At 66.1% G+C, this 15,879-nt stretch carries 12 protein-coding genes; 8 read left to right on the top strand and 4 right to left on the bottom strand.

Features of this window, described 5'->3' with window-relative positions:
* Nucleotides 1-262 precede the first annotated feature (262 nt).
* On the bottom strand, nucleotides 263-1,486 hold the full coding sequence (locus LCG91_RS16100) for an ROK family transcriptional regulator (RefSeq protein WP_224442014.1): 1,224 nt from the start codon (nucleotides 1,484-1,486) through the stop codon (nucleotides 263-265).
* Nucleotides 1,487-1,585: 99 nt separating this feature from the next.
* Here LCG91_RS16100 and LCG91_RS16095 point away from each other — a divergent pair, with 99 nt between their 5' ends.
* From LCG91_RS16095 to LCG91_RS16060, 8 genes are all read left to right on the top strand, one after another.
* On the top strand, nucleotides 1,586-2,458 hold the full coding sequence (locus tag LCG91_RS16095) for a LacI family DNA-binding transcriptional regulator (protein ID WP_224442013.1): 873 nt from the start codon (nucleotides 1,586-1,588) through the stop codon (nucleotides 2,456-2,458).
* Nucleotides 2,459-2,642: 184 nt separating this feature from the next.
* Nucleotides 2,643-3,941 carry an ABC transporter substrate-binding protein gene (locus tag LCG91_RS16090; RefSeq protein ID WP_224442012.1) on the top strand — a complete coding sequence of 433 codons (1,299 nt, stop codon included), beginning with the start codon at nucleotides 2,643-2,645 and terminating at the stop codon, nucleotides 3,939-3,941.
* Nucleotides 3,938-4,897, top strand: coding sequence for a carbohydrate ABC transporter permease (locus LCG91_RS16085; RefSeq protein WP_411955814.1), 960 nt, complete (start codon nucleotides 3,938-3,940; stop codon nucleotides 4,895-4,897). Before LCG91_RS16090 ends, LCG91_RS16085 begins: the two co-directional genes overlap by 4 nt.
* On the top strand, nucleotides 4,894-5,748 hold the full coding sequence (locus LCG91_RS16080; RefSeq protein WP_224442011.1) for a carbohydrate ABC transporter permease: 855 nt from the start codon (nucleotides 4,894-4,896) through the stop codon (nucleotides 5,746-5,748). The genes LCG91_RS16085 and LCG91_RS16080 overlap by 4 nt, the downstream gene beginning before the upstream one ends.
* The gene (locus tag LCG91_RS16075; protein ID WP_224442010.1) at nucleotides 5,745-8,231 is read left to right on the top strand and encodes a glycoside hydrolase family 2 protein; all 2,487 of its coding nucleotides are present in this window, start codon (nucleotides 5,745-5,747) and stop codon (nucleotides 8,229-8,231) included. The genes LCG91_RS16080 and LCG91_RS16075 overlap by 4 nt, the downstream gene beginning before the upstream one ends.
* Nucleotides 8,232-8,233: 2 nt before the next feature.
* Nucleotides 8,234-9,202 carry an ROK family protein gene (locus tag LCG91_RS16070; protein WP_224442009.1) on the top strand — a complete coding sequence of 323 codons (969 nt, stop codon included), beginning with the start codon at nucleotides 8,234-8,236 and terminating at the stop codon, nucleotides 9,200-9,202.
* Nucleotides 9,203-9,262: 60 nt separating this feature from the next.
* Entirely contained in the window at nucleotides 9,263-12,136 is a 2,874-nt protein-coding gene (locus LCG91_RS16065; protein WP_224442008.1) for a CIA30 family protein, read from the top strand.
* Between the two features lie 122 nt (nucleotides 12,137-12,258).
* Entirely contained in the window at nucleotides 12,259-13,266 is a 1,008-nt protein-coding gene (locus LCG91_RS16060; RefSeq protein WP_224442007.1) for a glycosyl hydrolase, read from the top strand.
* Nucleotides 13,267-13,729: 463 nt separating this feature from the next.
* On the opposite strand, the gene LCG91_RS16055 is transcribed toward LCG91_RS16060, so the two are convergent.
* The 3 genes from LCG91_RS16055 to LCG91_RS16045 are packed head-to-tail and all read right to left on the bottom strand — an operon-like array spanning nucleotide 13,730 to nucleotide 15,851.
* The gene (locus LCG91_RS16055) at nucleotides 13,730-14,758 is read right to left on the bottom strand and encodes a hypothetical protein (RefSeq protein ID WP_224442006.1); all 1,029 of its coding nucleotides are present in this window, start codon (nucleotides 14,756-14,758) and stop codon (nucleotides 13,730-13,732) included.
* Complete coding sequence (locus LCG91_RS16050) at nucleotides 14,758-15,003, bottom strand: hypothetical protein (protein ID WP_224442005.1); 246 nt, start codon at nucleotides 15,001-15,003, stop codon at nucleotides 14,758-14,760. Before LCG91_RS16050 ends, LCG91_RS16055 begins: the two co-directional genes overlap by 1 nt.
* The gene (locus tag LCG91_RS16045) at nucleotides 15,000-15,851 is read right to left on the bottom strand and encodes an antitoxin VbhA family protein (RefSeq protein WP_224442004.1); all 852 of its coding nucleotides are present in this window, start codon (nucleotides 15,849-15,851) and stop codon (nucleotides 15,000-15,002) included. Before LCG91_RS16045 ends, LCG91_RS16050 begins: the two co-directional genes overlap by 4 nt.
* Nucleotides 15,852-15,879: the final 28 nt, after the last annotated feature.

Below are 15,879 nucleotides of genomic sequence, written 5' to 3'. Positions count from 1 at the left end.
CAGTTCGGTGAAGCACCGACGGCAGGTTGGTGCGACTCCGATCTAATGGATCTGTCGCCGTCAGCTGGGCAGGTTGTGGCGGAGGTCGTAGCCGGTGTCGGCGAGGAACTGCAGCCGGTCGCGTACTTCTTGCAGCGATGCCGCGTCGTCGGCGTTGCGGTAGTCGGCGCGGAGGAGCGTGTTGGCGGGTGAGGAAGCGGTCCGTACGCACCCTGTCGTCGGTCCCGTTGTGAGGTGGAAGGTGCTCCCGCTGTGCGGTTGCCTAGGCAGAGAGCACCGGTCCGTGACCGGGAGCCACCGAACTCTGAAGTACGAGCGCGGCTGCTCCAATCGCTGCGGAGTCGCGCGGATTCGAGGCAATCTCGATGCGGACGCCGTGCGCCCGGCGAGCGAACGAGGCGCGCTCCATGCGTGTTCGAACGGCTTTGGCGTAGAGCGAACCGGCGATCGCGAAGCTGGGCCCCGCTAGTACGACGCTGTCTAGGTCGAACGCATTGCTGAAGGATACGACCGCGGCGGCGAGGCGATCGGCGGAGCGCCCGAGGAGTTCGTCGGCGGCCTCGTGGCCGCCGACTGCAGCACGCGCAAGCCTGTCGAAATCTTGGCCCGTACTCTCTGCGGTGAATTCCAGATCCAGTCCGAGAAAATCGCACCTGGTGGCAGCAGCCTCGGCGAGGACGGCAGCAGGAGCCGCGTAGCGCTCGACACAGCCCGTGTTGCCGCAACTGCAGGCGACGCCTTCAGCATCAATGGACAGGTGACCGAGTTCAGCCGCGTTCGAGCTCGCTCCGCGGTACAGGGCGCCATCGATAACGACACCCGCACCGATCCCAGTGCCCATGTAAACAGTGGCGAACGTGTCGGTTCGCGGAACGCGCCGCGTCCAGAACTCTCCGATGGCGGCGGCGGCGGCGTCGTTGTCGAGGACGACGGGCACCGGCAGGAGCTCGCCGAGCGTGGCTGCGAGCGGGAAGCCCTCCCATTGGCGGAGAGTCGGGGATCGGAACATCGTGCCGAGTGGTGGCGACAGCGGTCCCGGCACGACCACGGCCACGCCTGCGATGCTGTCGATCGGGATCCCGGCCGTGTCCACGAAGACTCGGAATTGCATGGCGAGACGCTCCACGACTTGCTGTGGATCGTCCAGTGCCGCACCGTCGACGAGTTGTCGCGCGACCGTGCCGCCACCGACGCCTGCGGCGACGAAGGTCATCGCCTCGAAACCGAGTTGCACGCCGACCGCGTAGAGCGCTGTGGGGTTGATCTCGAGGAGTGTGCGAGGTTTCCCGCCCGTGGAAGGTGTCCGTCCGCTTTCGCGGATCACCCCGGAGGCGAGGAGCTGGCGGACGATGTTCGAGATGGTCGGTTGCGTGAGACCTGTTGCTTGGACGAGTTCGACTCGGCTGACGGGGCCAGCTGACCGGATGATGTCGACAATGAGCGCGCGGCTGCCGGGTCCCGATGCGACTGTCTCGGATCGTGCCATCGGACGTCCTCTCTGCAGCTCGACTACCTGCGGTGCCGACGGGTCCGGCGATGTCACACTAGCTGTGCCGCGGACCCGTGCTGACTGGAGGATCACCAGATGCGAAGCGACGAAGGCCATCCGTCCAAGGGCGACCTCGGTCAGCCGATCGGGCTCACGCTCGTGCGTGCGAGTGAAATCTACGGCGCGGAGCCCTGGTTCCACGAGTTCACGGCAGGCGTCGACCAGGTTGTTCGACCGCTAGGACACTCGGTGCTCCTGCGAGTCCTCGGTTCCCGTGCTGACGAGCTTGAATGGCTGCGCGGATGGCAGGACAAGCGAGCCGTCGCCGGTGTGGTGCTCGTCGACCTGATTGAGGACGATCCTCGCGTGCAACTGGTTGCCGACGTCGGGATGCCCGCGGTCGCCGTGTCGTCCCCGATGGTGTCAGGCGGACTGCCGACGGTGTGGACCAATGACGACGCGGCAATGCGGGCCGCCGTGCGCGCCCTCGCCGGTCTCGGGCACAGCGCACTCGGGCTGGTGGGCGGGCCACCGGAGCTTGCCCACACGATCACCCGTGCGGCAGCGTTCACCGACGCGTGCGCGGAGCTGCATCTGACGGCGCATCTCGCCTCAGGGGACTACTCGTCCGAGTCGGGAGCCCGCGCCTTCGAAGGCTTAACAGGGGGAGACACGCCGCCATCGGCCGTCGTGTTCGACAACGACCTGATGGCTCTCGGGGGTCTTGATGCGGCGCGACGATCTGGTCTGCGGGTCCCGGAAGACGTATCGATCGTCGCATGGGATGACTCGGCGCTGTGCCAACTCTCGACTCCGCCTCTCGCATCGTTGAGCCACGACGTCCAGCGCATCGGGCGGCTGGTGGGCGAGACGCTGGCGTCCCTACTTCGCGGGCAGCAGCCGCCAGTCGTCGAGGCGCCGGCGATCCGCTTCGTGCAGCGCGAGAGCGTCGGGCGGCACGGGCGATGAGTCGCTGAGCGCTTCTGACCGGAGGCAGTACCGCTGCCTGCCCTCGTTCTCCTCGCCCGAAAACTTTCATTGATTACTAATCTAAGTATTGACTTCGACGGCTCTGCCCTGCACGCTGGTGCAACCCGAAGCGCTCGAGCCAGCAACCAGCTCGTGCCGGCGCCAATGAACGAAGGAGTTCGCCATGAAGAAGTCCGTGCTCGCCGCGACCGGAGGCATCGTCGTCGCCGCGCTGGCGCTTTCAGGCTGTTCGGCTGGCTCGTCCAACGACGACGGGAAGCCATCAGGGACCATCACCGTCCTTACCAACCGCACCGATCTGGTCGACACCACGTTCAAGGACTACGCGGCGCAGTTTGAGAAGAAGTACCCGGGCACGAACGTGAAGTTCGAAGCCCTCACCGACTACGAGGGCGACGCGAAGATCCGGTTGAGCTCAAAGGACTACGGCGACGCGCTGCTGATCCCGAGCTCGACAGTGACGAAGGACAAGTACTCGTCCTACTTCGAGCCGCTCGGCAAGACCAGCGACCTGGAGAAGACCTACCGTTTTGCCGGAGACGGGTCCTACGACGGCGAGGTCTACGGCATTTCGACCTTCGGCTCCGCCATGGGCCTCGTCATCAACAAGACCGTGTGGAAGGACGCCGGGATCACGACCCCGCCGACCACGCAGGACGAATACCTCGCCGACCTGAAGGCGATCAAGGACGAGACCGACGCGGTGCCGTACTACACCAACTACAAGGACGGGTGGCCGCTCGCCGGCCTCGAGAACGCCCTCGGCACCACCCAGGGCGCTGACGCCCGCATGAAGCTCGCCGCGGACAAGAGCCCCTGGAAAGCGGGTTCTGACCAGTACAACATCGACGACATGCTCTTCAAGACCGTGTCGGAAGGGTTGAGCGAGTCGGACCCGACGACGACGAACTGGGAGGAGTCGAAGGATCTCCTCGCGCAGGGGAAGATCGGCACGATGGCGCTCGGGTCCTGGGCCGTGTCGCAGATGCAGGACGCCGCGAAGAAGGCCGGGAAGTCGGCCGATGAAATCGGCTTCTGGCCGATGCCGTGGCAGACCGACGGCAAGTTCACGTCGGTCACCACAACGGACAAGCTCCTCGCGGTAAACAAGAACTCGAAGAACAAGGCCACCGCCAAGGCATGGGTGAACTGGTTCATCAACGACTCCGGCTACGCGAAGAGCCAGGGCGCGATCAGCCCGGTGAAGGCAGACCCGGCACCGTCGACCCTCAAGGACTTCCAGGACATCGGCGTTCAGTACGTCGAGCTGAACGCGGACCCGAAGGGTAAGGAGTCGCTGCTGACCGACATCGCCAACACCAGCGAGGTCGACATCTTTGGCAACACGTACCGGCAGAAGCTCATCGACGTCGCCCGCGGCGCCGCCTCCGGGACCGAGGAGTCGTACTTCGCCACGCTGAACAAGCAGTGGGCTGCGGCGAAGACCCAGGTGGATCAGTGACCCGTCTCGAACCAGGTGCGGCAGCGTCGGGGCAGGCCACCGGCCTCCCCGGCGCCACCGCACCCCTCATCCCAGGCAAGAAGCGTGCCTTCGGGGGATCGCGCGTCACACCGTGGCTGTTCCTCGCGATCCCGCTGGCGTTCTTGATCGTGCTCACCTACGTCCCCGTGGTGAACATGCTCTGGTACAGCGTCACCGACTGGGACGGCCTTTCCCCGGAAAAGGACTTCGTCGGTGTCAAGAACTTCGTTCAGATCTTCACCCAGCCGGCGATCTTCCAGGTCTTCTTCGTCAGCCTCTACTACCTGGTTGGTGCGATCGCGCAGCTCGTCCTCGCGCTCTACCTGGCGACGCTGCTGAGCTTCAAGACTCGGTTCTCGAACCTGTTCAAGGGCATCATCTTCTTCCCCTACCTCATCAACGGGGTCGCGATCGGCCTGGTGTTCCTGTACTTCTTCCGCCCCGGCGGCACCCTCGACGCGCTCCTGGCCGTCGTCGGTGTGCAGGACACCCCGCAATGGCTCGGCGATCCGAGCGTCGTGAACGTGTCCCTCGCCGCATCGAGCGTGTGGCGCTACATGGGGTTGAACTTCGTGCTGTTCCTCGGCGCGATCCAGTCCGTCCCGGCCGAGCAGTACGAAGCAGCAGACCTCGACGGCGCGACGTCGTTCGGCAAGTTCCGCTACATCATCGTGCCGAGCATCCGACGCATTCTCGGCCTGTCCTTCATCCTCGCGATCGCCGGTGCACTGTCCGCCTTCGAGATGCCGTACGTGATGACCGGCGGCGCCAACGGGTCCGAGACCTTCGTCATTCAGACCGTGAACACCGCGTTCAAGTTCTCCAAGGTCGGACTCGCGTCGGCGATGGCCGTCGTCCTGCTCGTCATCGTGCTGGTGATCACCGGGATACAGCGGTGGCTGTTCCCCGACGAGAAGAAGGAAGTCGCATCATGAGCGCACCGTCCGTGACCCGTAGCCATCTTCTCGCCCGAGCAGGGACTACCGGGAAGTACGCCAGCCTCATCATCGCGAGCCTGTGTGCGCTCATCCCGCTCATCACGATCGTGATGCTCGCGTTCAAAACGGACCGCGAGTATCGATCGACGACACCGCTGACGCCGCCGTCGAACTGGCTGAACTTCAGCAACTTCGTCACCGCGTTCACCCAGGGCGGGATGGTGCAGGGCTTCATCAACACCGGCATCATCCTGCTGGTGTCGGTCACCGGCACGATCCTGATCGGGACGATGGCGGCGTATGCCATCGACCGGTTCCGGTTCCGCGGCAGGAAGCTCGTCTTCGGCGGGTTCCTCCTGGCGACTCTCGTGCCGTCCGTCACGACACAGGTCGCGACGTTCCAGGTCATCAACGCACTCGAGCTGTTCAACACCCGAGGCGCCGCGATCGTGCTGTTCATGGGCACTGACATCGTCGCGATCTACATCTTCCTGCAGTTCATGCAGTCAATCCCGGTCTCCCTCGACGAGGCAGCCATGCTCGACGGTGCCAACCGGTTCACCGTGTACTGGCGGATCATCCTGCCGCTGCTGCGGCCGGCGATCGCGACCGTGATCATCATCAAGGGCATCGCCGTCTACAACGAGTTCTACATCCCCTTCCTCTACATGCCGTCGCAGGACCTTGGCGTCATCTCGACGTCGCTCTTCCGGTTCATGGGGCCGTTCGGCGCGCAATGGGAAGTCATCGCCGCCGGCACGCTGCTGGTCATCATCCCCACGCTGATCGTCTTCCTCTTCCTCCAGCGACACATCTACAACGGCCTCACGGCAGGAGCAACCAAGTGAGCACCACCGCCCCCACCACCACCACCGAGACCCGGCGCACCCTCCACGACGGATGGACGCTCCGAGCCACTAGCGGTGACACCCCGGTCGACGTTGCGCTGCGATCCATCCCCGCAACCGTGCCCGGCCTCGTGCACACCGACCTGCTCGCCGCCGGGCTCATCCCCGACCCGTACCTGGACCGCAACGAGCAGAAGGTCACCTGGATCGGTGAGACGGATTGGGAGTACCGCACCACCTTCACGTGGGAGCCCGACGGGCACGACCACCACGACCTTGTCTTCGAGGGCCTCGACACCGTCGCCACGATCACCCTGAACGGCCGCGAGCTTGCCCGCACCTTCAACCAACACCGCACCTACCGACTCGCAGCTCACGACGTCCTTGTCGCCGGCACCAACGAACTCGTCGTGCACTTCGCCTCCCCGGTCGCGTACGCCGACCAGGCGAGTCTCGACATCGGCTACCGGCCCCACACCTACTTCCACCCGTTCAACGCGATCCGGAAGGCCGCCTGCAACTTCGGTTGGGACTGGGGTCTCGACGCTGCATCCTCCGGCATCTTCAAGCCCGTGACGTTGCACGCCTGGTCAGGCGCCCGCATCGAGTCCGTCCGGCCCACCGTCACCACGGACGGAACCGCCGGCCACGTCGAGGTGGCGCTCGCGCTGCAGCACGCCGAGAACGCGGCTCCCGTGACCGCGACGGCCACCCTCACCGCCCCTGACGGCGCAGAACACACCGTCGACGCCGTCATCGACGGCGCCACCGGCACACTCATCCTCGATGTCGACGAGGTCGAGCTCTGGTGGCCGCGGGGCTACGGCGACGCCGTCCTCTACGGCCTGTCCGTGACCATGGCCGACGAGAGCGGCGTCCTCGCCACCTGGCAGAAGCGGATCGGCTTCCGGACCGCCGTCGTGGAGCTCCTGCCCGACAGCGACGGCACGAGCTTCCGCGTCGTCGTCAACGACGAGCCCGTCTGGGTGCGGGGCGCGAACTGGATCCCTGACGACGCGTTCGTGACCCGTGTCACGCGACACCGGGTCGCAGCACGCCTGGACCAGGCGGAGTTCGCGAACATGAACCTGTTGCGCGTCTGGGGCGGCGGGTACTACGAGTCGGACGACTTCTACGACCTCTGCGACGAACGCGGCATCCTCACCTGGCAGGACTTCCTGTTCGCCTGCGCCTCCTACGCCGAGGAAGAGCCGCTGCGCGGCGAGGTCGAGGCCGAGGTGCGCGACAACGTCACCCGGATCATGTCCCACCCGAGCCTCGTGCTCTGGAACGGCAACAACGAGAACATCTGGGGCTTCGAGGAATGGGGCTGGGAGAAGCGCGTCCAGGGCCGCACCTGGGGCCTGGGGTACTACCTTGACCTGCTGCCGCGCTTGGTCGCCGAACTCGACCCGCAACGCTCCTACACGCCGGCGAGCCCCTGGTCCGGCGACGTCGACCGGCCGGCGAACGAGATCGACCACGGCTCGGTGCACCTCTGGGAGTTGTGGAACCGGGTCGACTACCCGCACTACCGCGACACCGTCCCGCGCTTTGTCGCGGAGTTCGGCTGGCAGGGCCCAGCGACCTGGTCCACGATCAACCAGTCAATTTCGGACTCGCCGCTCACCCCGGAATCGCCCGGCATGATTTGGCACCAGAAGGCGCAGGACGGCAACGACAAGCTCACAGACGGGCTCGTGGCGCACCTGCCGCTGCCGGACCACACCGAGGACTGGCACTGGGCGATGTCGCTAAACCAGGCCAACGCGGTGGCGTTCGCGATCGAGCACTGGCGGTCCTGGTCCCCGAAGAACATGGGCTCGATCGTCTGGCAGCTCAACGACTGCTGGCCCGTCACATCCTGGGCCGCAGTCGACGGGTACGGCCGCGCGAAGCCGCTGCTCTACGCCCTCAAGCACGTCTACGCCGACCGCCTCATCACCATCCAGCCGCGCGGCGGCGACCTCGTGACAGCGGTCGTGAACGACTCGTCGGCAGCATGGGACGGCGACGTCGTCCTCCGCCGTCTCGGCTACGACGGCACCGAGCTCGCAGCCACGACCATCACAGTGTCGCTCGCTCCCCGCAGCACCCAGACGGTCGCTGTGCCGGCGGACCTCGCAGCGTTCACTGACCCGGCGAGCGAGGTGCTCGTCGCGATGCTCGGCGACGAGCGAGGCTTCTGGTTCCCGGTGGAGCAGCGCGATTCGGCGTTGCCTGCTGCGGACTTCCGGACGGAGGTATCCGCGACCGACGGCGGGTACGACGTCGCAGTGACCGCAACGTCGCTCGTCCGCGATCTCGCGCTTTTGGTCGACAAGGTCGATGTGGACGCAACGGTCGACGACATGATGGTGACGCTTCTGCCGGGCGAGACGGTCACGTTCCACGTGACGACGACGAAGACGCTCGCACCGGAGGAGCTCACCTCGAGCAGTGTCCTCCGCACGTCGAACCAGCTCGTCACCGACTGGTCGTAGCCGTGACGTCGCTCGCACTCGCTGTCGATCTCGGCGGCACCAAGATCGAGACTGCGCTCGTCGACGCGAGCGGCGCCATCATCGCCGGAAGCCGTCATCGCGCCCCGACTGGTCGCGCTGCACGGCGTGAGGACCTCGCCGCGACGGTGTCCCAGACGGTCCGGCAGACACTCGCAGCGGTCCCTGCCGACTCGACGCTCGCCGGTGCGGGCATCGGGTCGGCAGGGCCGATCACACTCGACACCGGACAAATCAGCCCGAAGAACCTGCCCGCGTTGGCGGACTTCGACCTCCGCGGGGCGGTCGCACGTGAACTGGGGGGCCTGCCAGTCCAGCTGCGACTGGACGGCACGTGCATCGCCCTCGCCGAGCACTGGTGCGGCGCCGCAGTCGGCGTCGAGAACTCGATGTCGATGGTTGTCTCCACCGGCGTCGGCGGCGGGCTGATCCTCGGCGGGACACTCGTGTCCGGCCGCAGCGGCAACGCGGGCCACATCGGCCAAATCCACGTCGCCGGCTTCGGCGGCGATCCAGCCGATGCCGACTCCACCACCCTCGAGGCAGTCGCTTCGGGAACCAGCGCCGTCGCCTGGGCGCAACAGCAGGGATGGTCGGGGACCTCGGGGGAGGACCTCGCTGCGTCCTGCGCGGCCGGCGACACGGTCGCCTGGCGGGCGGTGCGCCGCTCCGCGGACGCTGTCGGCCAGGCGATTGCGAGCACGACGACGCTGCTTGACCTCGACGTCGTCGCAATCGGCGGCGGCTTCGCCTCCGTGGTACCCGACTACGTCGACCTCGTCCGTGCCGCAGCCCGGCGCGCGACGGTCTTCACCTACGCCACCGCGGTGCAGATCCGCCCCGCGCTCCTGGGATCAACTGCACCGCTCCTTGGCGCAGCAGCCCTCATCCACCGCCCCGACATGACCAGCCCCACCCGACCGCGAACGGATTACCTCGTCAGCACCCGCTGAACCCCGGACGGCCACTGCCGCCGCCCGAACCGTAGCCCAGCCGAAGGAGTCTGAGCACCGATGCAGCGCACCACGAACCCCGTCTCACGCCCAACGTCCCGCCTGGCGCACCACCCGCAACTCCGTGTAGTCCGACTCGGTGCAGCGATCCTCACGGCTGTCCTTTTCGGAACGATGCTCCCGCTCACCACTCACATGCCGGCCAGCGCCGTACCAAGCGAGTGGACGAACCAGAACACCGGCTTCGTCACGCGCGACGCCACACATCTCCAGGTCGACGGACAGCGGTTCCGCGCGAGCGGCGCGAACATCTACTGGCTCGGCCTCGACGAGAACGTCGGAGGTGTCGACTACCCGACGTACTTCCGCATCAAAGACACCCTCGACGACGCACACCGCGCCGGCATCACCGTGGTTCGCTCCCACATGGGAACCTCAACCAGCCAGGACAACGCGAACACGCTCGCGCTGATGCCATCCCTCGGCGAATACAACGACCAGGCATTCGCCGCCATGGACTTCGCCGTCGCATACGCCGGCACGCTCGGCATCCGACTGATCCTGCCCCTCACCGACGAATGGGAGTACTACCACGGCGGACACCGCGACTTCACCGCACCGCTCGGCCTGCAACCCGACGACTTCTACACGGACTCCCGCGCCATCGGCGCATACCAGGACTACGTCGACCACGTCATCGGCCACACCAACACCCTTACCGGCGTGCCGTACTCGCAGGACCCGACCATCATGGCGTGGGAACTCGGCAACGAGCTCGAGGGGATGACACTGCCCTGGATCAACGAACAAGTCGCCCACATCAAGCACGAAGCCCCCTCGCAGCTCGTCGCAGCAGGACGTCGATTCGACATAGACCCGGACACCCTCGCAGCAGCGAACCTCGACATAGTCGACGTGCACTACTACCCCCCGACCGCAGCCAAGATCTCCGCAGACGCCAAGACCGTCACCGCTGCCGGGAAGGTCTACATCGCCGGCGAATACGCCTCCACGGCCGCAACCGATGACCTACTGAACGCCGCCGCAGCCGACTCGAACGTCACGGGCATGTTCGTTTGGTCGCTGTTCGGCCACGACGACCGCAGCGGCCTCGTCGCCCACGACGACGGCTTCACCCTCCACATCCCCGGCGGGACCGCTCTGGAGCAGACGCGTGCAGACGCGGTCGAACAGTACGCGCGCAGCATCGGCGTCACGATCCCGACCACGCCACTCGACGCGCCACTGATCACAGCCATCACCCGTACCAACGGCCTCTCAACCGTCACCTGGCGCGGCACTGCAGGAGCCACTGACTACGTCGTTGAGCGACAGATCCCCGGGAAAGCTTGGACCGCCGTTCATGACGGCACCCTCGGAGCATCCGCCGGCACCGTGACTGACTTCAGATCTCCTGCCGGCGCCTCGTACCGCGTCCGAGCGATCAACGCATCAGGCGCTGCGCCGGCAACCAGCGACGTGGTCACGCCCGCCGGCGGCGACGTCCTGGTGGATCCGCTGCAGGACTGGCGTCTCACATCGAGCCACACCGACACCGCGGTGCAAGCCGACCCCCAGGGCGGCTTCGTCACCGCTGTAGGCGGTGGCTCCGGCACCGTGACCTGGAAGCAAAACGGACTCACCCGTGCTGCATTCCAGACGGACAACACAGCAGCCCTCCGAGTCGAGACAAGTACGGACGGTTCCACCTGGGCTGCCGCCGACACGACCATCGGCGCCGACGGCACGGTGACCGCCGACAGCCTCACCGGCGATTACGTGCGTGTCGTCGTGACGGGAACTGCGCACCTCACGCGAGCAACGCTCCGCTCAGCAGTGAATGACCCAACAACCGAGCCCGGGGCGTTTTCCTTGCAGTCTCCGACTGTCGGCGCACATGACGTCACCGCAGTACCCACCTTCTCCTGGACGCCCGCCGCTGACGCCGCCTACTACCGCTTCAGCATCACCGACGAGGACGGGACGACCATCGCGCACACCGATGGACTCACCGCCACAACCATCCGTCCCGACGTGGACCTGCAGCCTGGCGTGACCTACCGCTGGTCCGTCACCGCAGTCAATGGCGTCGGCAGCACCTCGTCGACACCTGCCAGCGCCTCGTTCAGCACTCGTGCCCTGCCTACGCAGCCGCTCGTCGTTGAAGACTTCGAGGAGTACGCCGACGACGCCGAGCTCAATGCCACCTACGTGCGGAACACCGGCGGCGGTGCCATCACCGCGACGCTCACGCCGAACCCCGACACCGGATCTCAGGCAGGTCGCTTCTCCTACGACCTCGCCGGCCCTGGATACGCCGGCGTCGTGCGAACGCTGACCACGCCGCAGGACTGGTGGGGTTACTCCGGGCTCGAGCTGTCACTCCAAGCACCTGCGGGTGACGACGTCACTCTGCAGATCGTTGCTGGCGGTTCGTACTTCGAGACGACGGTTCCTGTGCAGGGGACCGGGTGGCAGCGCGTCAGCGTGCCCTTCGACCAGTTCAAGCCGCCGGCATGGGCGGGAGACGCAACCCTCGACCCGTCGAACGTGACGCAGCTCGCGTTCTACCTGGGCGGTGATGGTGCCGGGGAACTCACCGTCGACGACGTGTCGACCACTGTCGCTCCCGCAGGCACAGACCCAGGCGAACCCGGATCGCCGACACCGACCATTCCGCCTGCCACCGGCACTCCGACCACGCCGGGCAGCCCCAACGGAGGGGCGTCCCCGTCCCAGTCGGCGGTGACGCCGAGTGCGACTGAGAACGCCGGAACCGACGACCCTTCAGGAGGACTGGCGTTCACGGGCGCGTCCTTCAGCGGGGCTCTTGTTCTTGCGGCCTTGGGGGCGGTGCTGCTCGGCGTAGTGATCCTTTTGATCACGCGACGTCGTAGAACGCGGACGGCTGCTGGACGAGTCCACCGGCGGTGATCGTTGCGTCCTCGTGCGTCCGGATACGCCGATGATCGATCTCACGCCCAGTTCTCGCTTCGGTTCCTGCTGAACAGCGCAGGGTCGAGCGATGTCCATGAAAACAACACGAGGGGAAGACAATGAAGTCGACAACACGTGCACTGCTGACCACTGGTCTGGTAGTCGCACTCGGCGCCACGATGGCCGTCGGGACACCTGCAGCGCCGAAGGCGGAAGCCTTCAGCGCTGGAAGCAAAGCGACGGTCTTGAACTACCTGGCTTCGATCAAGGGTCAGAAGATCGTCAGCGGACAGCACAACAAGGAACCCGCCGCGCAGCCCAGCCAGTACACGCAGCGCGTAAAGGACATCACCGGCGTCTACCCAGGCCTCTGGGGAGGGGACTTCCAATTCGGCTCAGCGGACGTCGCCAACCGGCAGCGCGTCATCGACCAGGCCAAGACCGAGTGGAAGAACGGATCGCTCGTCAGCCTCACTTGGCACGTATGCCCGCCCACAGTCGGATCGTCGTGTACTTGGAGCGACGTGAACGCGAACCTCACCGACACGCAGTGGTCGCAGCTCGTCACCAACGGCACAGCCTTGAACTCGGCATGGAAGAAGCGACTCGACGAGATCGTTCCGTACCTGCAACAGCTCAAGGATGCGGGCGTACCCGCCGTCTTCCGACCCCTGCACGAGATGAACGAACAGTGGGCGTGGTGGGGCGGACGCTCCGGCAGCAACGGGTCGGCGAAGCTGTACCAGATCACTCGTGACTACCTCGCCGGCACGAAGGGGATGACGAACCTCATCTGGGCGTGGAATGTTCAAGACAACCCCGCCGGCGGTTTCGCCAATTACTACCCCGGCAGTAGCTACGTCGACGTCGTCACGCTCGACGCCTGGTACAAGGCGTTCCCGAGCGCGGCCGAGTATCAATCCATCCGCTCGATAGCCGCAGGTAAGCCGATCGCGCTGGCCGAGGTCGGCACGATGCCCACCGCTGCGAACCTGTCGGCACAGCCCGAGTGGACCTGGTTCATGGAATGGTCCGAGCAGCTCGAGGGCAGCAACACCGCCCAGGCCATCAAGGACACCTACTACAACCCGCGCGTGTTGCATCAGGGAGACATCACCCTCCCCTGAGGAGAGAAGACCTCCGCACGATGACCGGGACGACGAGCGTCGTCCCGGTCATCGAAGCCCGTCTTACTGAGCGGCGCTATCCTCGGCGCCAGCTTTGACCGCGTCGATCAGTGGAGCCATGAAGTCTGTCGCAACAGCTACGAGAGCCGGATCAGCAGTTTCAGGCGAGCCGCTGTTGAAAGGCGGCTGCGGGTTGTACTCCATCGAGCAAGACGGAAACGACGCCGCTCCAAGACCTTGATGTCCAAAGTGGCGAAACCGAGGATCACGTCACTTGGTCGCGAACCATCACTACGCCCATGCGTTTGCAGCTCGCGTTCGACGTAACCGTTTAGGCCCCTGGTTCGAACGCGCTGCGACGCGGGATGCGGTCTGGGTTGAAGCGGGTCGTGGGGAAACAAAGCTTGCGGCATGGGTCTGGCGCAGCTCGGTGAAGCCTCGAGCGGTGCGCTGACGGTCTTCGTCAGCTGGGCAGGTTATGGCGGAGGTCGTAGCCGGTGTCGGCGAGGAACTGCAGCCGATCCCGGACTTCTTGCAGTGATGCCGCGTCGTCGTCATTGCGGTAATCGGCGCGGAGGAGCGTGTTGGCGGTGATGATGTCGTCGGTGCGGTCCGTGTATCCGGCGGCTGCTGCGGTGAGGAAGATGGTCGGGTCGGCGGGTCGCACGAGTTCGGTGCCGGCGAAGCCGATCGTGTCGGGTTCGAAGCCGAGCGCGGCCATGTCGACTTCTTCCTCGGTGAACGCGACGACCCTGTACGGCATCTCGCGCTTGCTGATGGCGGGATAGCCGGGACGGTCGCAGATGGCGCGGCCGGAGATCCGGCAGCCCGCGCTGATGAGCCGTTCCGCCTGCTCGATAAGCGGCAGGTCAGACGCCCATCGAGTTCGGACACCGCCCGGTCCTGGGTAGCAGGCAATGGTGAAGTCCACGAGCCCACCAACTTGCCGCGACTCCCATCCGATGTCGGTGCGGTGCACGCGCTTCCCGAGGCGTGCGAGCCCGTCGTCAACTTGTCCGGGACTCAGCCCGGCCCGCACCAGCCGGTCGAAGGTGGCGCCGTTGACTGCGAGCATGCGGGCGACGGCGAAGGTGACGTAGATCGGTGCCGCGTCCTTCCACCGCTCCTTCGTCCCGAGGGCTTGTCGGCCGTCAATCCAGACGCGTCGCCGGTCGACGTCGACCAGCAGCACCGTCGCCGTCTGCTCCGCGAGCGCGACCTGCGTCGCGGTCACGGTGCGCGGCGCCAGGAGGAGCAGGTCCGCGTCAGTCGGGTCATCGTCGCGGGGGCGTTGGGTGAGGGTCGGGAAGCGTGCGCGGCGGCCGTCGGCGAGGCGAATCGTGTCGTGCGACTCCACGACCGCGCGAAGCCCAGCGAGCTTGAGGACGGTGAGGGTGTCGGTGAGGTCGGTGGTGTCGCCGAGCCCGTACGGCATCGTGATCTGCGGCCTGCCGGCGTAGGCGGCGGCGACCCATTCGAGCCCGGGCCCCATCAGTTGCCCTCGTCCGGGGTGTCAGGGCGGGTGAGGGCGATGAGCCAGCGGGTTTCTTCGAGGAAGGGTTCCCATCCGTCGCGGGTGTCGCCGTGAGCTGGTTCGCAGATGTTGCCGGCGTCGGTGCTGCGGATGATGACCTGACGCAGCACGCTGTTGGGTGGGTCGCGGAAAAACACCTGCCCGTGCGCGCCGGTGACGTCGAACGCGACGTTGAACAGGAACAGGTCCGGTCGCCGGGTCATGGCCGCCACCGTCGTCCGCGGAACAGGGCGATGATCGTCGCGAGCGGACGGCCCTGCTGCATCCAAGTCAACGGTGTCAGCGGCACGTCGTCGACGGTGAGGAAGGCGCGGGGCGTGGTCATGAACTCGGTCATCGCTGCTGCATCCAGCAGCGGGCGCGGTGCCGCCGCGTAGAGGACGTCCAAGCCAGGCAGCAGCGAAGCCGGGTCGCCGAACTCGGGGAGAGCGGGCTTGACGAGCTGCCAGTCGGGGATGCGTTCTTCACCGTCGAGGTCGAAGCTCGTCAACCGACACGAATCAAACAGCTCACCGACTTCCTCGATGCTGATCTGCAGGGCGGCAGCGACTTCCGGCTCAGTGAGGGTTGTGTCGAGGAGGTGCCGGCGGATACGCACTTGCGTGGTCTGCCACCAGTCCTCGGGTACGTCAGCCGGACCGACCGCGCTTTGTCCGGGTGCGCGGGGTATCTGCCGGCCTTCATCGGCGTACGCGCTGAGCTGTTCTCGGGTGACTTCCCCGCGGGCGTACATCCACAGCTGCGACTGCCAGGGCATGTCGTCCGGGAACCCTTCCAAGTAGCCCGAGTGGATCACCGCTCGGACGGCTTTCTCCCGTCGTGCGATCTCGGACGCGGGGATGAGGAGGGTCTGCACGATGCGGTTCGCTTCCCGCACCGCCGGCACCGAAAGGTCCGACAGGACCGTGTCGGTTCTGTCGTAGAGCTCGTACCCGGGCTCGACGTCGATGGGGCGGACGAGAATCTGCGCCAGGTGCGCGTCCGGGTGCTCGGTGTCCTCGAGGAGGACATGCCCCCAGAGGATCCGGTCGTTCGACAGGTGCATGGACACCAGACGCATCATCAGCAACTACCTCCAA

Origin of the sequence: Curtobacterium sp. TXMA1 (genome assembly GCF_020162095.1) — a bacterium.
Classification (GTDB): domain Bacteria; phylum Actinomycetota; class Actinomycetes; order Actinomycetales; family Microbacteriaceae; genus Curtobacterium.
This window is presented reverse-complemented; position numbering and strand designations above follow the sequence as displayed.